The 20,548-nt window shown below is 57.8% G+C and carries 18 protein-coding genes; 8 read left to right on the forward strand and 10 right to left on the reverse strand.

Annotated elements, in window-relative coordinates; genetic code table 11:
- Positions 1-3: 3 nt before the first annotated feature.
- The 7 genes from aroB to CWM54_RS19185 all read right to left on the reverse strand — a co-directional run bounded on the left by aroB (position 4) and on the right by CWM54_RS19185 (position 5,228).
- Complete coding sequence (gene aroB / locus CWM54_RS19150) at positions 4-1,098, reverse strand: 3-dehydroquinate synthase (RefSeq protein ID WP_061153111.1); 1,095 nt, start codon at positions 1,096-1,098, stop codon at positions 4-6.
- A gap of 55 nt (positions 1,099-1,153) precedes the next feature.
- The gene (gene aroK, locus CWM54_RS19155; protein ID WP_004106441.1) at positions 1,154-1,675 is read right to left on the reverse strand and encodes a shikimate kinase AroK; all 522 of its coding nucleotides are present in this window, start codon (positions 1,673-1,675) and stop codon (positions 1,154-1,156) included.
- 270 nt (positions 1,676-1,945) lie between these two features.
- Positions 1,946-3,187, reverse strand: coding sequence for a DNA uptake porin HofQ (gene hofQ, locus CWM54_RS19165; RefSeq protein ID WP_100698141.1), 1,242 nt, complete (start codon positions 3,185-3,187; stop codon positions 1,946-1,948).
- Entirely contained in the window at positions 3,123-3,503 is a 381-nt protein-coding gene (locus tag CWM54_RS19170; protein ID WP_100680887.1) for a HofP DNA utilization family protein, read from the reverse strand. The genes hofQ and CWM54_RS19170 overlap by 65 nt, the downstream gene beginning before the upstream one ends.
- Positions 3,493-3,921, reverse strand: a complete 429-nt coding sequence (locus CWM54_RS19175; protein ID WP_100698143.1) for a pilus assembly protein PilO — start codon at positions 3,919-3,921, stop codon at positions 3,493-3,495. The genes CWM54_RS19170 and CWM54_RS19175 overlap by 11 nt, the downstream gene beginning before the upstream one ends.
- Positions 3,911-4,444 (reverse strand): PilN domain-containing protein, encoded by a 534-nt coding sequence (locus tag CWM54_RS19180; protein WP_061153109.1) that lies wholly within the window; start codon positions 4,442-4,444, stop codon positions 3,911-3,913. The genes CWM54_RS19175 and CWM54_RS19180 overlap by 11 nt, the downstream gene beginning before the upstream one ends.
- Entirely contained in the window at positions 4,428-5,228 is an 801-nt protein-coding gene (locus CWM54_RS19185) for a pilus assembly protein (protein ID WP_100698145.1), read from the reverse strand. The genes CWM54_RS19180 and CWM54_RS19185 overlap by 17 nt, the downstream gene beginning before the upstream one ends.
- 118 nt (positions 5,229-5,346) lie before the next feature.
- Here CWM54_RS19185 and mrcA point away from each other — a divergent pair, with 118 nt between their 5' ends.
- A complete protein-coding gene (gene mrcA / locus CWM54_RS19190; protein ID WP_100698147.1) occupies positions 5,347-7,905 on the forward strand; it encodes a peptidoglycan glycosyltransferase/peptidoglycan DD-transpeptidase MrcA in 2,559 nt (852 codons plus the stop codon).
- A gap of 53 nt (positions 7,906-7,958) precedes the next feature.
- Here the strand turns inward: mrcA and nudE are convergent, their stop codons facing one another.
- Entirely contained in the window at positions 7,959-8,519 is a 561-nt protein-coding gene (gene nudE, locus CWM54_RS19195; protein WP_012967138.1) for an ADP compounds hydrolase NudE, read from the reverse strand.
- Positions 8,520-8,839: 320 nt separating this feature from the next.
- On the opposite strand from nudE, the gene CWM54_RS19200 reads away from it, so the two are divergent.
- The 5 genes from CWM54_RS19200 (at position 8,840) to pckA (ending at position 14,996) form a co-directional block, all read left to right on the forward strand.
- Complete coding sequence (locus CWM54_RS19200; RefSeq protein WP_100698149.1) at positions 8,840-10,969, forward strand: intracellular growth attenuator family protein; 2,130 nt, start codon at positions 8,840-8,842, stop codon at positions 10,967-10,969.
- A gap of 60 nt (positions 10,970-11,029) precedes the next feature.
- Entirely contained in the window at positions 11,030-11,713 is a 684-nt protein-coding gene (gene yrfG, locus CWM54_RS19205) for a GMP/IMP nucleotidase (RefSeq protein ID WP_074387058.1), read from the forward strand.
- Complete coding sequence (gene hslR, locus CWM54_RS19210; RefSeq protein ID WP_008807008.1) at positions 11,710-12,111, forward strand: ribosome-associated heat shock protein Hsp15; 402 nt, start codon at positions 11,710-11,712, stop codon at positions 12,109-12,111. The genes yrfG and hslR overlap by 4 nt, the downstream gene beginning before the upstream one ends.
- Before the next feature lie 18 nt (positions 12,112-12,129).
- Complete coding sequence (gene hslO, locus CWM54_RS19215) at positions 12,130-13,014, forward strand: Hsp33 family molecular chaperone HslO (RefSeq protein ID WP_162676854.1); 885 nt, start codon at positions 12,130-12,132, stop codon at positions 13,012-13,014.
- A gap of 359 nt (positions 13,015-13,373) precedes the next feature.
- Positions 13,374-14,996, forward strand: a complete 1,623-nt coding sequence (gene pckA, locus CWM54_RS19220) for a phosphoenolpyruvate carboxykinase (ATP) (RefSeq protein ID WP_100698151.1) — start codon at positions 13,374-13,376, stop codon at positions 14,994-14,996.
- A gap of 77 nt (positions 14,997-15,073) precedes the next feature.
- Here the strand turns inward: pckA and envZ are convergent, their stop codons facing one another.
- Positions 15,074-16,429, reverse strand: coding sequence for a two-component system sensor histidine kinase EnvZ (gene envZ / locus CWM54_RS19225; protein ID WP_008807005.1), 1,356 nt, complete (start codon positions 16,427-16,429; stop codon positions 15,074-15,076).
- Complete coding sequence (gene ompR / locus CWM54_RS19230; RefSeq protein ID WP_001157751.1) at positions 16,426-17,145, reverse strand: two-component system response regulator OmpR; 720 nt, start codon at positions 17,143-17,145, stop codon at positions 16,426-16,428. The genes envZ and ompR overlap by 4 nt, the downstream gene beginning before the upstream one ends.
- Positions 17,146-17,372: 227 nt before the next feature.
- Between ompR and greB the strand changes: the two genes are divergently transcribed.
- Both greB and CWM54_RS19240 read left to right on the forward strand, forming a co-directional pair.
- Positions 17,373-17,846: a transcription elongation factor GreB gene (gene greB / locus CWM54_RS19235; RefSeq protein ID WP_008807004.1), complete on the forward strand. Its 474-nt coding sequence runs from the start codon at positions 17,373-17,375 to the stop codon at positions 17,844-17,846.
- 100 nt (positions 17,847-17,946) lie between these two features.
- On the forward strand, positions 17,947-20,277 hold the full coding sequence (locus CWM54_RS19240) for a Tex family protein (protein ID WP_100680890.1): 2,331 nt from the start codon (positions 17,947-17,949) through the stop codon (positions 20,275-20,277).
- Positions 20,278-20,548 lie beyond the last annotated feature (271 nt).

Below are 20,548 nucleotides of genomic sequence, written 5' to 3' on the forward strand. Positions count from 1 at the left end.
TTCTTATTGTTGCGCCTGCTGAGTATCAGCAATCGCGCCAAGAACCACATCGTGCGGCACTCCGCCGCGCAGCTCGCTGCTTCCTATTGCGAGCGGGAGCACCAGCCGCATGTCGCCCGCCAGTACTTTTTTATCGCGCATCATATGGGGCAAATACGCCTGCGCACTCATCTCCTGCGGGCCGCGTACCGGTAAGCCTGCACGCTTGAGCAGAGCGATAATGCGCTGAGTATCCTGCGTGCGGAACTGCCCCAGCCGTTCGGACGTATGCGCCGCCATCACCATTCCTGCCGCCACCGCTTCGCCGTGCAGCCAGTTACCGTAGCCCATTTCCGCCTCGATAGCATGGCCGAAGGTATGTCCAAGATTGAGTAAAGCACGTAACCCAGTTTCACGCTCGTCGGCAGCGACAACTTCCGCTTTCAGCTCACAGCAACGGCGAATACAGTACGCCATCGCTTTTTCATCCAGCGCCAGCAGCGCATCAATGTTGTTTTCCAGCCAGCTGAAGAATTCGCCGTCGAGGATCACCCCGTACTTGATAACTTCAGCCAGTCCGGAAGCGAGCTCGCGCGTCGGCAGGGTCTTCAGACAGTTAAGATCAACCACCACGGAAACCGGCTGCCAGAAGGCGCCAATCATGTTTTTGCCGAGAGGATGGTTCACTGCGGTTTTGCCGCCGACCGACGAATCGACCTGCGACAACAGAGTGGTGGGGACCTGGATAAAACGCACGCCGCGCTGATAGCTTGCCGCGGCGAAACCGGTTAAATCACCAATTACGCCGCCGCCAAGCGCCACCAGTGTGGTGTCGCGACCATGCGGTTTTTGCAACAGAGCGGTAAAAACGGTATCCATCACCGCCAGGCTTTTATACTGCTCGCCATCGGGCAGGATCACGCTGTCAACGTTGACCCCTGCCTGCTCCAGCACAGAGCGGACGGTATCCAGATAAAGCGGCGCCAGCGTTTCGTTGGTGACCAGCATAGCCTGGTCGCCCGACTTGAGTGGCAGGAAGGAAGCTGGATCGTTAAACAAACCAGCCGCGATGGTAATCGGGTAACTACGTTCCCCGAGGGTAACAGTAAGCCTCTCCATAACGCGACGTCCACCTCAGTGACTTTTACTCTGACGCACTTTTATTAAGCCAGAATCAATTGCTTTCCAGCATATGAATAATCTGGTTCGCGACGACTTTCGCACTCTGATCGTCTGTGCGGATAGTCACATCGGCGATCTCTTCATACAGCGGGTTACGCTCGTCAGCCAGCGCTTCCAGCACTTCACGAGGCGGCGCATCGACTTGTAGCAAAGGACGCTTTTTATCGCGCTGCGTACGGGCCAACTGCTTCTCGATTGTCGTTTCCAGGTAGACCACCACGCCGCGGGCGGAGAGACGGTTACGCGTTTCACGGGATTTTACAGAGCCGCCGCCAGTCGCCAGCACAATCCCCTGTTTTTCCGTCAACTCATTGATAATTTTTTCTTCACGGTCGCGGAAGCCGTCTTCGCCTTCAACATCGAAGACCCAGCCCACATCAGCGCCAGTGCGTTTCTCAATTTCTTGATCGGAATCGTAAAATTCCATGTTGAGCTGTTGGGCTAACTGGCGCCCAATAGTGCTTTTGCCGGCACCCATAGGCCCAACCAGAAAGATATTGCGTTTCTCTGCCATTTTTTCGGTACTACTAAGACTATTCGTTAATGATAAACCCGCTTCGCAGACACCCAGCGCCGCAGGGCATGAACTGAAACCTCATATGCAATAGAGCGAGAGTCAGACTAAAAATTATCTCAATACTCCGGCTGGTTTGGCAACTGAATAAAATCGCCGGACAATAAAGGGAGGATTGATGTCGTACCCGACTCTCAAATCGGTACCCCTTGTATGCTAAATCCGTCCTCACGTCAAACACCTGAAACGTGTTTAGCATGAAAAACCTGCTTAACGTACTGCCAGAATCCGTGGCGTAATAAAGACAACCAGTTCACGGCGTTCATTATCTTTCCCGTCGCGCCGAAACAGACGCCCCAGCACCGGGATATCGCCAAGCAGCGGGACGCTGTCGCGGGCGGTTTTGTTTTTCTGCGAAAAGATGCCGCCCAACGCTAAGGTCTCGCCGCTGCGAACTTCCACCAGAGTCTCTATCTCCTGTTTATCGATGGCCAGCGCCTCGCCATTATCCTGCTTCAGCACCTGGCCCGGCGTATTTTCGCTGATCCGCAGCTTCAGTCGCACTCTCCCCTGCTGCAGCACCGTCGGCGTCACCTCCATCCCCAGCACGGCTTCTTTAAACTCCACCGACGTGGCGCCGCTTTCACCGCTGGAAACCTGATAGGGGATCTCGCTCCCCTGCTTGATGCTGGCGGGCTGCATATGCGAGGCCAGCAAACGAGGGCTGGCGATAATATCGACCTGCTGCTTGCGCTCCAGCGCGGAAAGCTCGAGTTCAAGCAAGCGACCGTTGATCTTGCCGATGTTAAAGCCCGCACGGGTGCTGGCATCGTTCACCGACAAATCGCTGCTCAGGGTGGTGATTTTACCGGAGCCCGGCGTGCCGCCGACCTCCGCCAGCCGCCACTTCACCCCCAGCTCGCGAAGGCTGGTTTCGCTCATCGACACGATATGGGCAGCCAGCTCAACCTGCCCGACGGGCAAATCCATCTCCTGCGCCCAGGCTTTCAACGCCGGCAGGTGCCGGGCATCATCGCGGATCAGCAACCGGTTGGTCCGCTTGTCCGCCATCAGGTGCCCCCTGGCGCTGAGCAACTTACCGCCTGTTTTAGCCAGCTCCTCGGCATCGGCATAGTGCAGGGTCACGTTCTCGGCCTGCAAGGGCAGGTTCTGCAGGCGTTTCTCCTGTTCGGCTTCACGCTGCGCCTGATTTGCCTTTTGCCAGGCCTGGGTATGCGCGTAGATGACCGTCCCCTGCTGTTGCAAAGAGAGGCCTGCGCTATCCGCCACCGCCCGCAACGCCTGGGTCCAGGGTACCTTTTGCAGACGCAGGGAGAGCGTACCGCTAACGTCCGGTGCCACAACAAGGTTCTTGTGGTTCATTTCGGCCAGCGCTTGCAGCACATGGGCCACCGGCGCGTCATCGACCACCAGCGAAATTGTCTTTTCATTTCGGGCGGCGCCCGCCGCCAGCGGCAGCAGCAGAAGCAGCAGGCTTATCCATCGCATCATATTGTTTCCCTTCACGTTGCCAGCGCCACGCTGGCGGTTCACACCCAGGAGGCGTAGCGATCACCAGCTCACCGGCCGTCAGCCGGCTCACCCGCCAGCCCGTGGGCAATTGATCATCCATGCGCACCCGCCGCCACTTGCCGCTCCCGTCCTGCAGAAACCCCATCCAGCCAGCGTCATCCCCGGCCGCGCCGCCATAGCGCCATTGCGATAGCTGCGCTGTGCGACAGGGATCCTCAACCGGCTGGAAAGGGTCACGCTCTGCTGCCAACAGCGACAGCGGCAACCACAGTAATGCCCAGCATTTACGCCCCATCTTCCGCCTCCAGTTGCAAACGCAGACGGAGTGCCTGCGCCTCGAGCTCCAGTGAGAACGATCGCGGGGTCATTCCACAACGCGCCAACCAGGAAAAAAGCGCGGGCAGCGTCTGCCAGGGTATGGTCAGCTCCATCTCGCCCCCGTTCCCCTGGGGTCGCCAGGCGATAAGCTTCACCCCGGCAAGCGGAATGGCTATCGGCGAAAACGGCTGTTTATCGATGCCCTCCACTGGGATTTCACCGGCGGGTATGCGCAATGCCATCACCCGACGCCATTGCATCTGCAGGACGGTGTCGCGGGACACTGCCGCCAGCGGCGGTCCGGCAGCGCGCCAGAGCGTAACGCCGAAGCCCAGCAGCCCCATCATGAGCAGGATCAGCAGCACCGTCTGGCTGCGCCGGGTGCTAATCCGCATCGGCGCGCTCTCCTGTGAGGGTAAAGCTGAACTGCCAGCGCCCCTCGGCGTCGCGCTGCGTTCCGCCCGCTTTTGCCGGCGCGAATCCCGCCACGTTAGTCAGAACGCGCTCCAGTCCGGCCAGCGCCCGCAGATTCAGGGCCAGGCCGTTCACGGTCAGAACTGCGCCCTGGTAATCCAGCCGCGTCAGCCACGCCTGCGCGGGCAGATCTGCCGCCAGCGCCAGCAGCCTGGGTTGCCAGGCGGCGATCGCCGCTCTACGCCGTTGCTGCTGACGATGACGCTGGTGCTGCTGCCACGCCTCGCGCATTGGAAGCTCGCGCTGTTTTAGCGAGGCGAGCAACTGCGCGTCGGCCGTCGCGTGGAGTGTCGTCAGGGTGAGATGCTGCAGTCGGACCGTGCGCCATACCTGCAGGATCATCAACCCCAGCAGCATAATGCCGGTAGCAATCAGCAGGAGGAAGCGCAGGCGCTGGCGCCGCCGCAGGTCACGCCAGGGGAGAAGATTAACGGCATGCGTCATGGTGTTCACTCCCCAGCGCCAGCCCAAGGGCGATAGCGTAGCGATCGCCATCGGCCGGCAGAGGAGGCTGCCGGCGGTGAATGACCTGCCAGACATCTAAGCTGTTGGCTTCATCGCCAGCGTCAGCGCACAGACGCAAAGGAACCTGAAGCTGCTCCGCCAGCTGGCTTAACGACTTCACCTCATCGCAGGTGACACAACCCCAGGCCTCCTGCGTTGCCCATAGCCAGTGATTTTCATCCCGCCACGCGAGGCCCTGCGACTGCGCGTTCAGCCAGGGGACAAACGCGCCGAGCGCGCTGGCATCCGGCACGATGGCCGCTACCCGCAGTCGCAGCCGTCCTGCCAGCTCCCGCAGGACATTGATGTCCAGCCGCTGCGCCGCCGTGACCTGCCAGCCGTCATCCCGCGAAGTGGGCGCATAATCAATACTTAAGGAGGCGGCGGGCATCGCCAGCTGCTGGGCCATCGCGCTGGCTATCCACGTCGCCTGTTCACGATCCCGCAGGGCAAACTGGGGATACGGCAGGCGCTTTTGCAGCGTGCGAACGGCGGGGAAAGCGATACTGACCTGATGCTGCACCGGTAGCTCCCGCCGCCAGGCGGCAAGCCGTGCGCCAAGGGCGCTGACGTCCACCACCATCCCCTGCCGTACCAGGCCTGACGGCAGCGGAATACGCCACCAGCGACGCAGCGCCCAGTGCGAGCGTTCATGCAGTAGTGCGACAATAGCAATGCTATCCTGTTGGATATGCATCCCGATCCGCCAGTTTCTGAAAGCCATGCTTACGATCTCCTTATCCGGCAAAACTGTCCGGCTATATCAATGCTCCTGGCTTGCCTTTATACTACCGCGCGTTTGTTTATAAACTGCCCAAATAAAACTAAATGGGAAAACACCGGTGAAGTTCGTAAAGTATCTATTGATCCTTGCAGTCTGTTGCGTACTGCTGGGAGCAGGCTCGATTTTTGGCCTCTACAAATACATAGAGCCGCAACTCCCTGATGTCGCAACCCTGAAGGATGTGCGTTTGCAGATCCCGATGCAGGTCTATAGCGCCGACGGTGAGCTTATTGCGCAATATGGCGAAAAACGCCGTATCCCTGTGACGTTGCAGCAAATTCCCCCCGAGCTGGTAAAAGCGTTTATCGCTACCGAAGACAGCCGTTTCTATGAGCATCACGGCGTCGATCCGGTGGGTATTTTCCGCGCTGCCAGCGTGGCGATGTTTTCAGGCCACGCCTCCCAGGGCGCCAGCACTATCACCCAGCAGTTAGCACGTAACTTCTTCCTCAGCCCCGAGAAGACGTTGATGCGTAAGATTAAAGAGGCCTTTCTGGCCATCCGCATCGAGCAGTTGCTGAACAAAGATGAAATCCTTGAGCTGTATCTGAACAAGATCTACCTCGGCTACCGCGCCTATGGCGTCGGCGCCGCGGCGCAGGTCTATTTTGGCAAGCCTATCGACCAGTTGACCCTGAGTGAGATGGCGGTGATTGCCGGCCTGCCGAAAGCCCCTTCCACCTTTAACCCGCTCTACTCGATGGATCGCGCGACAGCCCGCCGCAACGTGGTGCTGTCACGTATGCTAAGCGAGGGGTATATCACCCAGGCACAATACGATCAGGCGCGCAGCGAAGCGATCGACGCCAGCTATCATGCCCCGAAAATCGCCTTTTCCGCCCCTTACCTGAGCGAAATGGTGCGCCAGGAGATGGTGAATCGCTACGGCGAACAAGCCTATGAAGATGGCTACCGGGTTTACACCACCATTACCCGCAAGAACCAGCAGGCAGCCCAGCAGGCGGTACGCAATAACGTGCTGGATTACGATATGCGTCACGGCTACCGCGGCCCGGCCAGCGTGCTGTGGAAAGTCGGTGAAACGCCGTGGGAGACGAAGAAGATCGTCGACTCGCTGAAGCGCCAGCCTGGCCTCGGCCCGCTTTCGCCCGCAGTGGTCACTGCCGCGAATGCCCAGGAGGCCGTCGCGCTATTGGCTAACGGCGACTCGGTTTCTCTGACGATGGATGGCGTACGCTGGGCCCGTCGCTTTATCTCTGACACACAGCAGGGAGCGACGCCGCGTAAGGTCAACGACGTCCTGCAGGCCGGGCAGCAGATCTGGGTTCGTAAAGTGGGTGACAGCTGGTGGCTGTCGCAGGTCCCGGACGTCAACTCAGCGCTGGTCTCCATTAATCCGCAAAACGGCGCGATTATTGCTCTCGTCGGCGGGTTTGACTTTAACCAGAGCAAGTTCAACCGTGCCACTCAGGCACTGCGTCAGGTCGGCTCCAACATTAAGCCGTTCCTCTATACCGCCGCGATGGATAAAGGCTTAACGCTGGCAAGCATGCTTAACGATGTGCCGATCTCGCGCTGGGATGCGGGCGCAGGCTCCGACTGGCGACCGAAGAACTCGCCGCCGCAGTATGCCGGTCCGATTCGTTTACGTCAGGGGCTTGGACAGTCGAAAAACGTGGTGATGGTGCGCGCTATGCGTGCCATGGGCGTCGACTATGCCGCCGAGTATCTGCAGCGCTTTGGCTTCCCGGCGCAAAACATTGTCCATACCGAGTCGCTGGCCCTGGGTTCTGCCTCCTTTACCCCCATGCAGGTTGCCCGCGGATATTCGGTGATGGCCAATGGCGGCTTCCTGGTCAATCCGTTCTTTATCAGTAAGATTGAGAATGATCAGGGCGGCGTTCTCTTCGAGGAGCGTCCGAAGATCGCCTGCCCGCAGTGCGACTTACCGGTGATTTACGGCGATACGCCAAAATCCAACGTGCTGGAAAACAAAGATGTGGAAGATGTTGCCACCTCGACGGAACCGCAGAATGGCAACGTGCCGCCGCAGCCGCAGCTGGAGCAGGCCAACCAGTCGCTGATCGCGCAGAGCGGCGCCCAGGAATACGCGCCGCATGTGATTAATACGCCCCTGTCGTTCCTGATCAAAAGCGCGCTGAACAGCAACATCTTTGGCGAGCCGGGCTGGATGGGAACCGGCTGGCGCGCCGGACGCGATCTGCAGCGGCATGACATCGGCGGGAAGACCGGGACCACCAACAGCTCGAAGGATGCCTGGTTCTCAGGCTACGGGCCGGGTGTGGTGACCTCGGTATGGATCGGCTTTGACGATCATCGTCGCGATCTTGGCCGCACCACCGCCTCCGGGGCGATTAAAGATCAGATCTCCGGCTATGAGGGCGGTGCTAAAAGTGCCCAGCCAGCCTGGGACAGCTTTATGAAAAGCGTGCTGGAGGGGGTGCCGGAAGAACCATTAACCCCGCCGCCAGGTATCGTCACGGTGAATATTGACCGCAGCACCGGTCAGCTGGCGAACGGAGGCAACAGTCGTGCGGAATACTTCATTGAAGGAACCCAACCCACGCAGCAGGCGGTCCATGAGGTGGGCACTACCCTGACTGACGGCGGTGGTGAAACCCACGAACTGTTCTGACAAAAAAAGCGCCTGCGGGCGCTTTTTTATTGCTGCTATCGGCGCGCTTTCTCTCAGAGTCGGCCCTGAGCCAGCAGCCATTCGCGCACTAAAAACAGCGCGCTGACGTTACGAGCCTCGTTAAAATCTTCTTCATCCAGCAGCGACATCAGCTGCGCCAGCGGCCAGCGCACCTGCGGCAGCGGTTCGGGCTCATCGCCCGGCAGCGATTCAGGATAAAGGTCTTCCGCCACCAGGATATTCATTTTGCTGGAGAAGTAGGAGGGGGCCATACTGAGCTTCTTCAGAAACGTCAGCTTATTGGCGCCAAAGCCAACCTCTTCTTTCAACTCGCGGTTGGCTGCTTCATCCACCGTTTCACCCGGGTCAATCAGCCCTTTGGAGAAACCCAGCTCGTAGGATTCCGTGCCGACGGCATACTCGCGAATCAAAATAATGTGATCATCAACAATCGGTACAATCATCACCGCTTCACGGGTAGACGGCCGCATACGTTCATAAACGCGACGCACACCGTTGCTGAATTCCAGATCGACGCTTTCGACATTAAAGAGGCGCGAACGGGCGACGGTTTCAACATTGAGAATGGTGGGTTTTTGTAATGATTTGCTCATTGTCATCGGTCTATGCTGTGATTAAGCAGTCATTGTGCGATACGCAACACGCTTTCGGCAATCCAAATCGCTACTTATTTACAGAGTTGTAACCTTTTACCGGCAAAGGAGAAAGTAATAAAGATAAAAAAGTCAATAGCTTGAATTCTGTTTGAGAATTTACCGATTTCTGCGCATTAACGTTTTTGGTAAGCTTATACGTTGCTGCATGACATATTCACTACCCTGTAACCAGGTGCGCCGCTAACACTGCAGCTTGACGTTAGTATTGACGTTCACCGACGATATCGTAAGAAAAAAATAACTATGATGGGATGGGCATGGGCACCTTTCTGATTTTCCTTACAGCTCTGCTAATCTGCGTATTGCTCATCGGATGGTGGTATCGCTCTCACGCCAGACGTCGACGCCTTCCTCTACTGCACGCCTTTAGCGACGCGACCACACGGCCGCTTCCTGCCGATGAGCGTCAGGCTATCGAAAAGTATCTTGCGGAGCTCAGCCGCGCCCTGCAGGTCCCGGCGTCCGGCGCAACGACGGCGCCCATTGTTCTGGCGCTGAACGAACAGAGTGATACTGTCTACGCCGTGACGCGAGCCATTACTCGCTACGGGATCACCACCGACGCGCCGAACAAATGGCGCTACTTCCTCGATTCGGTGGAAGTTCATCTGCCGCCATTCTGGGAACAGCATATTAACGACGAAAACAGCGTCGAGCTGATCCCCACCGACAGCCTGCCGCTGGTTATCACCCTTAACGGACATAGCCTGAGCGACTATCGTCAGGAGGCGCAAAGCTACGCCCTGGAACGCGCATCGGCCACCCAGGCCTCCATTCGCGGCGAAGAAAGTGAGCAGGTAGAGCTGCGGCAAATCCGTCGGGAAAGCCCGGAAGAACACGCGCTGAACCGGCCGGATGGGCTGCGCGAAGCGATCCTGATCGTCGCCTCCTTCCTGTTCTTTTATTTCAGCCTGATTGGGCCAGCCGTCTTTACCCCCTGGCTGGTGGCCGCGGGTGTATTGCTTCTCGCCGCCGGCATCTGGGGGATCTATGCCCCACCGCGCCGCGCCGCGCTGCGCGAAATTCACTGCCTGCGCGGCGTCCCCAAGCGCTGGGGACTGTTTGGCGAAAACGATCAAGAGCATATCAATAACATCTCACTGGGCATTATCGATCTCATCTATCCGCGCCACTGGCAGCCATGGATCGCGCAGGACCTGGGGCAGCAGACCGATATTGATATCTATCTCAACCGCCACGTGGCCCGCCAGGGACGCTACCTGTCGCTCCATGATGAAGTGAAAAACTTCCCGCTCCAGTACTGGCTGCGCAGCGCGATTATCGCCGCCGGCGCGCTGGTGGTGGTGGTCATGCTGTGGGCCAGCGTACCGCTGAATATGCCGTTTAAGTTCACCCTGTCGTGGTTGAAGGGCGCCCAGACGATTGAAGCGACTACCGTCGACCAGCTGGCGAAAGCCCATGTGCGCATTGGTGATACGCTGCGTCTGACAGGCACCGGGATGTGTAATATCCGCACGCCGGGTAGCTGGTCGGCCAAAGAGGATTCGCCGTTCCTGCCTTTCGATTGTTCACAGATTGTATGGAACGATGCCCCGCCTCTGCCGCTGCCGGAGTCTGATATTGTCAGCAAAGCGACCGCCCTGATGCAATCCGTCCAGCGGCAGCTGCATCCGGAAACCGACGATGACTCCCGCGTGAGCCCGGCGTTGCGTTCCGCTATACAGAAATCAGGCATGGTGCTGCTGGATGATTTCGGCGATATCGTCCTGAAAACCAACGATCTCTGCTCGGCAAAGGATGACTGCCTGCGCCTGAAGAATGCGCTGGTCAACCTCGGAAATACCCGTAACTGGGAGGCGCTGACCAAGCGCGCCACCGCCGGGAAACTGGATGGCGTGAACGTGCTGCTGCGCCCGGTCAGCGCGGAGTCGCTGGAGAATCTGGTGACCACCTCCACCGCCCCCTTTGTGATGCGTGAAACCTCGCGAGCCGCGCAGGCGCTAAACAGCCCGGCGCCCGGTGGTTTCTTAATCGCCAGCGATGAGGGCAACGTGCTGGTCAATCAGCCGTGGCCGGCGGTGAGCCTGTATGATTATCCGGCACACGAGCAGTGGAGCGAGCTGCGGCGGCTGGCCGGTATGCTCATGCATACCCCTTTCCACGCCGAAGGGATCGTCACCAACCTGTTCACCGACGCCAACGGCACCCAGCATATCAACCTGCATCGCATCCCTGATCGCAGCGGGCTGTGGCGCTATCTGGGCATTACGCTGCTGCTGTTGTCGATGCTGGGATGCATGGCTTACCACGGCGTACAGGCGCTGCGTCGTTATCAACGCCATCGCCAGCGTATGGAAGAGATTCAGAAATATTACGAAAGCTGCCTGAACCCGGTGCTACTCCCCGCGTCTGACCCGCAAGATTAATTTCCCCGGCGACGGGGTATGATACCCTGTCGCCCATTTTCTGCTCGCTGGAGAGTCATCATGCATTTTGATATCGCCTGGCAGGAGGTTGATACCGTTCTGCTGGATATGGACGGCACGCTCCTAGACCTCGCTTTCGACAACTATTTCTGGCAAACGCTGGTGCCTGAAACCTGGGGAGCCGCCCGCGGCCTCAATCTGCAGGAGGCGAAAGACGCCATGCGCCAGGAGTATCACGCCGTGCAGCATACGCTAAACTGGTATTGTCTGGATTACTGGAGCGAGCGCCTGGGTTTGGATATTTGTGCGATGACCAGTGAACAGGGTCCGCGCGCCACGCTGCGCGAGGATACGGTGCCGTTCCTTGATGCGCTCAAGGCCTGCGGTAAGCGACGCATTCTGTTGACCAATGCCCATCCCCACAATCTGGCGGTGAAGCTCAAACATACCGGCCTGGATGCGCACCTTGATTTATTACTTTCCACCCACACATTTGGTTATCCGAAAGAGGATCAGCGCCTGTGGCGCGCCGTAGCGGAGGAGACCGGTCTTGAGGCGCGTAAAACGCTGTTTGTCGACGACAGCGAGGCGATTCTGGATGCCGCGAGGGAATTTGGCATTCGTTACTGCCTGGGCATTACCAATCCCGACTCCGGGCTGGCGGAAAAGCAGTATCTGCGCCATCCGGGGCTGAATGATTACCGGCGACTGATCCCTTCGCTTACCCCGAAGGAGAGGCGATGAAAGAGAAGCCCAGTGAAACCGTCAGACTGGACAAATGGCTTTGGGCCGCTCGCTTTTACAAAACCCGCGCGCTGGCGCGGGAGATGATTGAAGGCGGCAAGGTGCATTACAACGGACAACGCAGCAAGCCCGGGAAAATTGTCGAACTGGACGCCATGCTGACGCTGCGACAGGGCAACGACGAGCGTACGGTACGAATCGTCGGTATCACCGAGCAGCGCCGCCCGGCAAGTGAAGCTGTCGCCCTGTATGAAGAGACGGCGGAAAGTATCGAAAAGCGTGAAAAAGTGGCCCTGGCGCGCAAAATGAACGCCCTGACCATGCCGCACCCTGACAGACGTCCGGACAAGAAAGAACGCCGCGACCTGATGAGATTTAAACACGGCGAGAGTGAGTAACTCGCGCCAGAAAGAGAGATGATTATGACTCAACACGATCAATTACATCGTTATCTGTTTGAAAACTATGCCGTACGCGGCGAGCTGGTGACGGTGTCGGAAACCCTGGAACAGATTCTGGCGAATCACACCTATCCGCAGCCGGTGAAAACGGTGCTGGCGGAACTGCTGGTCGCCACCAGCCTGCTGACCGCAACGCTGAAGTTTGCTGGCGATATTACCGTTCAGCTACAGGGCGATGGTCCTTTACAGCTGGCGGTGATCAACGGCAATAACCAGCAGCAGCTGCGCGGCGTCGCGCGCGTGCAGGGTGATATTGCGGACGATGCAGATCTGAAAACGATGGTTGGCAACGGCTATCTGGTCATTACCATCTCCCCGAAAGAGGGTGAGCGTTATCAGGGTGTGGTCGGTCTCGAAGGCGATACGCTGGCCGCCTGCCTGGAAGATTACTTCCAGCGTTCAGAGCAGCTGCCGACACGCCTAATCATTCGCACCGGGGAACATGAAGGCCAGCCGATGGCCGGCGGGATGCTGCTGCAGGTGATGCCGGCGCAGGATGCCCAGACTGCCGACTTCGAACACCTGGCGACGCTCACCGAGACCATCAAGGCGGAAGAGCTGTTCACCCTGCCGGCGAACGATGTGCTGTGGCGTCTGTACCATGAGGAAGAGGTCACGGTCTACGAGCCTCAGAGCGTCGAATTCAAGTGCACCTGCTCTCGTGAACGCTGCGCTGGCGCGCTGAAGACTCTGCCGGATGAAGAGATAGATAGCATCCTCGCTGATGAGGGCGAGATTGATATGCACTGCGACTACTGCGGTAGCCACTATATCTTCAATGCCATGGATATTGCCGAGATCCGTAATAACGCCTCTCCGGCCGACCCGCAGGTCCATTAATCCCCGCGTCTTCCACAGGCACAGGGCGGCGATGTTGTTCATCGCGCTGTGCCTGACTTCCATTTATTCACGAGTTGAATCGATTTTCGCTGAAAGAGTTACGTAATTTTATTCCAGGAAAGCGATTACATTCACATTTCAGCAGTTTTTTTAATTACTTTTTAACCATTAATAAACATCTACCCCCAATATCCGCCCATTTCCTGAGATAATCCACTTCACTTCGTGACAGGAGTCACCGTTTTTTTCGTCATTCTGAGGAATGTCGAGATACGTAAATCTATGAGCCTGGTCGCGGTCAATACCCGGTAATAAACCCTACAATTTACAGCAGTACATCTTGGCTAAGGAGCAGTGACATGCGCGTTAATCATGGTTTAACCCCGCAGGATCTCAAGGCTTATGGTATCAATGACGTTCAGGATATCGTCCACAACCCCAGCTACGATATATTGTTTCAGGAAGAGCTCGACCCCAGCCTGGAAGGTTACGAACGTGGCGTATTAACCAGTCTGGGTGCTATCGCCGTCGACACGGGCATTTTTACCGGTCGTTCTCCGAAAGATAAGTACCTCGTTCGCGACGACACCACCCGCGATACCGTCTGGTGGTCTGATAAAGGCAAAGGGAAAAACGACAACAAGCCGCTTTCACAGGAAACATGGCAACATCTGAAAGGACTGGTCACTCAGCAGTTGTCTGGTAAACGCCTGTTTATCGTCGACGCCTTCTGTGGCGCCAACGCCGATACCCGTCTCAGCGTGCGCTTTATTACCGAAGTGGCCTGGCAGGCGCACTTCGTTAAAAACATGTTCATCCGCCCGAGCGACGAAGAGCTGGCAGCCTTCAAACCCGACTTCATCGTGATGAACGGTGCGAAGTGCACCAACCCGCAGTGGAAAGAGCAAGGTCTGAACTCGGAAAACTTCATTGCCTTCAACCTCACCGAGCGCATCCAGCTGATCGGCGGCACATGGTACGGCGGCGAAATGAAGAAAGGGATGTTCTCGATCATGAACTACCTGCTGCCGCTGAAGGGCATCGCCTCTATGCATTGTTCTGCTAACGTCGGCGAGAAAGGCGATGTCGCCATTTTCTTCGGCCTCTCAGGCACCGGCAAAACCACCCTCTCCACCGATCCAAAACGCCGCCTGATTGGCGATGACGAACATGGCTGGGATGACGACGGCGTGTTTAACTTCGAAGGGGGCTGCTACGCCAAGACCATCAAGCTCTCTGAAGCGGCCGAGCCGGATATCTATCACGCCATCCGCCGCAATGCCCTGCTGGAAAACGTGGTGGTGCGCGCCGATGGCACGATCGATTTCGATGACGGTTCGAAGACCGAAAACACCCGCGTCTCCTACCCCATCGACCATATCGACAACATTGTTAAACCGGTTTCCAAAGCCGGCCATGCCACCAAAGTGATCTTCCTGACGGCCGATGCGTTCGGCGTCCTGCCGCCGGTCTCCCGCCTGACCGCCGATCAGACGCAGTACCATTTCCTGTCCGGATTTACCGCCAAGCTAGCCGGTACCGAGCGCGGTGTGACCGAGCCCACGCCAACCTTCTCCGCCTGCTTTGGCGCAGCCTTCCTGTCGCTGCACCCGACGCAATACGCCGAAGTGCTGGTCAAACGCATGCAGGCGGCTGGCGCGCAGGCTTATCTGGTCAATACCGGCTGGAACGGCACCGGCAAGCGCATCTCGATTAAAGATACCCGCGCCATCATCGACGCCATCCTCAATGGCTCGCTGGACAACGCGGAGACCTTTACCCTGCCGATGTTTAACCTGCAGATCCCAACGGCGCTCCCGGGCGTGGATACCCAGATCCTCGATCCGCGCAGCACCTATGGTTCCCCGGAACAGTGGCAGGAAAAAGCCGACCAGCTGGCGAAGCTGTTCATTGAGAACTTTGAGAAATATACCGATACGCCAGCGGGCGCCGCGCTGGTAGCGGCAGGACCGCAGCGCTAACAGGCGCAGAGGTGAAAAAGCCGGGCTTGCCCGGCTTTTTGTTGTGCAACGTCCTGATTGGCCAACCTCGGCCGCGCTCAGCTCTCTTTGGTGGGTTTCATCGGCGCCAGCATCCGGTGCACCGGCAGCCAGGCGCGGATCAGTAATCCGCCGCGTTCGCTGGAGCCAATCTCCAGCCGGCCATTGTGATTGTCGATAATACGCTGAACAATCGCCAGTCCCAGCCCGGTGCCGCTGGTACTGCGGGCGCTATCGCCGCGCACAAACGGCTGGAACAGATGTTCGCGCTGCTCAGGTTTGATCCCCGGCCCGTCATCTTCCACCTGGAACCAGGCACGGCTCGCTTCGCTGCCGCTACTGACCTTGATCCAGCCATTGCCATAGCGAGCCGCATTCACCACCATATTCGCCAGCGCGCGCTTGATAGAAAGCGGATGCATGCGTACCGGGATTTCACCGGCCTGCAGGGCGGTGGCGATCTCACGTTCATAGCCGCTCTCTGCAGCGATAACTTCACCCAGCACGGCATTGAGGTCCGCCAGCTCCATCGGCATCTCCTGCCCGGTGCGCAGATAGTCGATAAACTGCTCGATGATGGCGTTGCACTCTTCGATATCTTTATTAATCGACTCCGCGAGATAGCCGTCCTGCTCGCCCATCATCTCGGTGGCCAGACGAATGCGCGTCAGCGGAGTACGTAAATCGTGGCTGACCCCGGCCATCAGCAGCGTACGGTCGTCAGCCAGTTGCTTCACACCCGCGGCCATATGGTTAAAGGCGCGGGTCACAGAGCGCACCTCAGAGGCGCCGTACTCACGCAGCGGCGGCGGGATAATGCCGCGCCCAACCTGCAGCGCCGCGTGTTCGAGATCCACCAGCGGGCGGTTCTGAATGCGGATAAACAGCCAGGCGCCGCCTATCGCCAGCAGCATGATCGCCAGGGTATAGCGGAACAGCGGCGAGAAGTCGCCCTGATGGATCTCGGTCAGCGGTACCCGCACCCAGATATTGGGCGACAGCCAGGTCTTCAGCCACACCACGGGGGAGCTTTTATTGACCTCCACCCGCACCTCAGTGGGGCCGCCAAGCTGATGAGCCATCTGTTGGCTTAAGAATTCATAATGCTGCGCCCAGCGCAGGCCTGCGTCTTCCGCCGCTTCATTGGAATAGAGCGAAATTCCCAGCTCACGATAAATTTCACGACGAAACGCCGGGGGTACCACCAGCTGGGTGCCATCCTCCAGTTGCAGTTTGTCGGTCATCAGCATACGCACTTCGTAGGCCAACACTTTATTAAACTGCTGGAGACTCGGCAGGATCGCGAAATTCAGTACCACCAGATAGGTCGTCACCAGGCTGACGAACAGCAAGGTGACGATCAGGAGCAGCGTGCGAGCAAAGGAGCTGCGCGGCGAAAAGCGCACGCGTTTCATGCCTTAGAGCCGTCCGGGACGAAGACGTAGCCCAGACCCCAGACGGTCTGGATATAGCGCGGATGCGCCGGGTCCTCTTCCACCATGCGGCGCAGGCGGGAGATCTGTACGTCGATGGAGCGCTCCATCGCTGAATATTCACGCCCACGGGCGAGGTTCATCAGCTTATCGCGCGACAGCGGTTCGCGAGGATGGCTGACCAATGCTTTCAGGACCGCGAATTCGCCACTGGTCAATGGCATCGGCTCGTCTTCACGGAACATCTCGCGGGTGCCCAGGTTCAGCTTGAATTTACCAAAGGCGATAACCGCCTCTTCCTGCGATGGCGCGCCCGGCAGTTCGTTCGCCTGACGGCGCAGTACCGCCCGGATGCGGGCCAACAGTTCACGCGGGTTGAACGGCTTTGGAATGTAGTCGTCGGCACCGATCTCCAGGCCAACGATCCGATCGACCTCTTCACCTTTCGCCGTCACCATAATGATCGGCATCGGGTTGCTCTGACTGCGCAGACGGCGGCAAATCGAGAGACCATCTTCCCCAGGCAGCATCAGATCCAGCACCATCAGGTGGAAGGATTCACGGGTTAACAGACGATCCATTTGTTCGGCGTTAGCCACGCTACGAACCTGGAAGCCCTGCTCGGTCAGATAACGTTCGAGCAGCGCACGCAGGCGCATGTCGTCATCCACAACCAGAATCTTATAATTCTCTTGCATTGTTTGTACTCCCAAAGGTTCACTGCAATAGTCAGTGCGTATTCTCAAAAAAGCCCGGCGCGCTCACCAGCTAAATCTGGTATACATTCCAGGCTAAATTGTTACAAAGCATATTTAACAGCAGGTTAAGTATACATTTAATCATAAGACACAGTATTTATCCTGTCGGTATTATTACGCGCTACAAATTGTGCGCAACGACAGACTGTCAGAAGGTTGAACTCACGATGAAAACGCCGCTGATCACCCGCGAGGGATATGAAAAACTGAAGCAGGAAATGGACTATCTGTGGCGCCAGGAGCGCCCGGAAGTGACCAAAAAGGTGACCTGGGCCGCCAGCCTTGGCGACCGCAGCGAGAACGCGGACTACCAGTACAACAAAAAGCGCCTGCGGGAGATCGATCGCCGGGTCCGCTATCTGACCAAATGTCTGGAGCAGTTAAAGATAGTCGATTATTCCCCGCAGCAGGAAGGCAAAGTCTTCTTCGGCGCCTGGGTAGAGATCGAAAACGACGAGGGTGACACCAAACGCTTTCGCATCGTCGGCTACGATGAGATTTTTGGCCGCAAAGACTACATCTCCATCGACTCGCCAATGGCGCGCGCCTTATTGAAAAAAGAGGTCGGCGATCTGGCTATCGTTAACACGCCGGCGGGCGAAGCCAGCTGGTATGTCAACGAGATCGAATACGTAAAATAGACAAGAACTTTCCGAGAGGCACCGGGCGCAGCTGGCATTTTCAGCCGTCAGTCCGTATAACTAGTCCCTGATTTTTGACCCTAAAGATGAATTAAAAGCCATGATGAATGATTCGCTCTGCCGCATTATTGCGGGTGAACTTCAGGCCAGAGCCGAACAGGTAGAAGCTGCCGTTCGCCTGCTTGATGAAGGGAACACCGTGCCGTTTATTGCACGTTATCGTAAAGAAGTCACCGGCGGTCTGGATGACACGCAGCTGCGTAATCTGGAAACCCGCCTCGGCTATCTGCGCGAACTCGAAGACCGTCGTCAGGCGATCCTCAAATCCATCGGTGAACAGGGCAAACTGACCGACGCGCTGGAAAAAGCCATCACCACCACGCTCAGCAAAACTGAACTGGAAGACCTCTACCTGCCGTACAAGCCGAAGCGTCGTACCCGCGGACAGATTGCCATCGAAGCCGGGCTGGAGCCGCTGGCTGAGCTGCTGTGGAACGAACCGGCTCACGAGCCGGAAGCCGAGGCGGCAAAATACATCAACGCTGACAACGGCATCGCCGACAGCAAAGCGGCGCTGGACGGCGCGCGCTATATTCTGATGGAGCGGTTTGCCGAAGACGCCGCGCTGCTGGCTAAGGTCCGTGACTATCTGTGGAAAAACGCGCACCTGGTTTCCACCGTCGTCAGCGGCAAAGAAGAGGAAGGCGCCAAATTCCGCGACTACTTCGATCACCATGAACCGATCGCCACCGTGCCATCGCACCGCGCGCTGGCGATGTTCCGCGGTCGCAACGAAGGCGTGCTGCAGCTCTCTTTAAACGCCGATCCGCAGTTTGACGAGCCGCCGAAAGAGAGCCACGGCGAGCAAATTATTATCGACCACCTTGGCCTGCGCCTGAATAACGCCCCGGCGGACAGCTGGCGTAAAGGCGTCGTCAGCTGGACCTGGCGCATCAAAGTCCTGATGCATCTCGAAACCGAGCTGATGGGCACCGTGCGCGAACGCGCGGAGGATGAAGCCATCAATGTCTTCGCCCGTAACCTGCACGACCTGCTGATGGCGGCGCCCGCCGGGCTACGCGCCACCATGGGACTCGATCCAGGCCTGCGCACCGGCGTTAAAGTCGCCGTCGTTGACGGTACCGGCAAGCTGGTGGCTACCGATACCATCTACCCGCATACCGGGCAGGCCGCTAAAGCGGCGGTGGCGGTTGCCGCGCTGTGTGAAAAGTACAACGTTCAGCTGGTGGCTATCGGCAACGGTACCGCTTCGCGTGAAACCGAGCGTTTCTTCCTCGACGTGCAGAAACGGTTCCCGAAAGTCACCGCCCAGAAGGTGATTGTCAGCGAAGCGGGCGCTTCCGTTTACTCCGCCTCCGAACTGGCGGCGCTGGAGTTCCCGGACCTCGACGTGTCGCTGCGTGGCGCGGTCTCCATCGCCCGTCGTCTGCAGGATCCTCTGGCCGAGCTGGTGAAAATCGACCCGAAATCGATTGGCGTCGGCCAGTATCAGCACGATGTTAGCCAGACCCAGCTGGCGCGTAAGCTGGACGCGGTGGTAGAAGACTGCGTGAACGCCGTCGGCGTTGACCTGAATACCGCCTCCGTTCCGCTGCTGACTCGCGTCGCCGGCCTGACCCGCATGATGGCGCAGAATATCGTCGCCTGGCGCGACGAGAACGGCCAGTTCCAGAATCGCCAGCAGTTGCTGAAAGTCAGCCGTCTGGGGCCGAAAGCCTTTGAACAGTGTGCGGGCTTCCTGCGTATCAACCATGGCGATAACCCGCTGGACGCCTCCACCGTGCACCCGGAAGCCTATCCGGTGGTCGAACGCATTCTGGCCGCCACCCAGCAGGCGCTGAAAGATCTGATGGGCAACAGCAGCGAACTGCGTCATCTGAAGGCCGTGGATTTCACCGATGAGAAGTTCGGTGTTCCGACCGTCACCGACATTATCAAAGAGCTGGAAAAACCGGGCCGCGATCCGCGTCCGGAGTTTAAGACGGCGAAATTCGCTGATGGCGTAGAGACCATGAACGATCTGCTGCCGGGGATGATCCTGGAAGGCGCCGTCACCAACGTCACCAACTTCGGCGCATTTGTCGATATCGGTGTCCATCAGGACGGACTGGTTCACATTTCGTCGCTTTCTGACCGGTTTGTTGAAGATCCACACACCGTGGTGAAAGCGGGCGACATCGTGAAGGTGAAGGTCATGGAAGTCGATCTGCCACGTAAACGTATCGCCCTGACCATGCGTCTCGACGAGCAGCCAGGCGACAGCAACGTCCGCCGCGGCGGCGGTCAGGATCGCCCGCAGGGTAACCGCCCGGCCGCGAAAGCCGCCAAACCCCGCGGTCGCGAGGCACAGCCTACGGGTAACAGCGCGATGATGGATGCCCTGGCCGCGGCAATGGGTAAAAAACGCTAATCTCTCCCTGCCCCTGTTCAGGGGCAGTTTTCATTTTTCATACCCTGGCGATACAGCCGCCATTACGCGCAAAACGGGTTCAGTCATTTCTGATAGCCTGCATTAATTCCGTTCAGGAAAGACAGCGAAATTAATATTTTCATTTCGTTAACTTAAGAAACCTTAATTAAACATTAAACCGACGAAATAATATTTCGCGCATTTTTGATTACAGCCGGACTTTGCGGCATATCAAAAAAAAGGTGATTTTCGCTATAAAAATAGCGTTTAG

Origin of the sequence: Klebsiella sp. D-Nf1 (genome assembly GCF_002810515.1) — a bacterium.
Classification (GTDB): Bacteria; Pseudomonadota; Gammaproteobacteria; order Enterobacterales; family Enterobacteriaceae; genus Klebsiella; species Klebsiella variicola.

Excerpts from the sequence above, each read along its gene's own strand:
- ompR (WP_001157751.1), bottom strand. The coding sequence starts at position 17,145 with ATGCAAGAGAATTATAAGATTCTGGTTGTGGATGACGACATGCGCCTG.
- CWM54_RS19170 (WP_100680887.1), bottom strand. The coding sequence starts at position 3,503 with ATGGGGCGTAAATGCTGGGCATTACTGTGGTTGCCGCTGTCGCTGTTG.
- CWM54_RS19240 (WP_100680890.1), top strand. The coding sequence starts at position 17,947 with ATGATGAATGATTCGCTCTGCCGCATTATTGCGGGTGAACTTCAGGCC.
- aroK (WP_004106441.1), bottom strand. The coding sequence starts at position 1,675 with ATGGCAGAGAAACGCAATATCTTTCTGGTTGGGCCTATGGGTGCCGGC.
- envZ (WP_008807005.1), bottom strand. The coding sequence starts at position 16,429 with ATGAAACGCGTGCGCTTTTCGCCGCGCAGCTCCTTTGCTCGCACGCTG.
- CWM54_RS19175 (WP_100698143.1), bottom strand. The coding sequence starts at position 3,921 with ATGCGGATTAGCACCCGGCGCAGCCAGACGGTGCTGCTGATCCTGCTC.
- pckA (WP_100698151.1), top strand. The coding sequence starts at position 13,374 with ATGCGCGTTAATCATGGTTTAACCCCGCAGGATCTCAAGGCTTATGGT.
- nudE (WP_012967138.1), bottom strand. The coding sequence starts at position 8,519 with ATGAGCAAATCATTACAAAAACCCACCATTCTCAATGTTGAAACCGTC.
- hslO (WP_162676854.1), top strand. The coding sequence starts at position 12,130 with ATGATTATGACTCAACACGATCAATTACATCGTTATCTGTTTGAAAAC.
- CWM54_RS19180 (WP_061153109.1), bottom strand. The coding sequence starts at position 4,444 with ATGACGCATGCCGTTAATCTTCTCCCCTGGCGTGACCTGCGGCGGCGC.
- greB (WP_008807004.1), top strand. The coding sequence starts at position 17,373 with ATGAAAACGCCGCTGATCACCCGCGAGGGATATGAAAAACTGAAGCAG.
- hslR (WP_008807008.1), top strand. The coding sequence starts at position 11,710 with ATGAAAGAGAAGCCCAGTGAAACCGTCAGACTGGACAAATGGCTTTGG.
- CWM54_RS19200 (WP_100698149.1), top strand. The coding sequence starts at position 8,840 with ATGGGCACCTTTCTGATTTTCCTTACAGCTCTGCTAATCTGCGTATTG.
- CWM54_RS19185 (WP_100698145.1), bottom strand. The coding sequence starts at position 5,228 with ATGGCTTTCAGAAACTGGCGGATCGGGATGCATATCCAACAGGATAGC.
- aroB (WP_061153111.1), bottom strand. The coding sequence starts at position 1,098 with ATGGAGAGGCTTACTGTTACCCTCGGGGAACGTAGTTACCCGATTACC.
- yrfG (WP_074387058.1), top strand. The coding sequence starts at position 11,030 with ATGCATTTTGATATCGCCTGGCAGGAGGTTGATACCGTTCTGCTGGAT.
- hofQ (WP_100698141.1), bottom strand. The coding sequence starts at position 3,187 with ATGATGCGATGGATAAGCCTGCTGCTTCTGCTGCTGCCGCTGGCGGCG.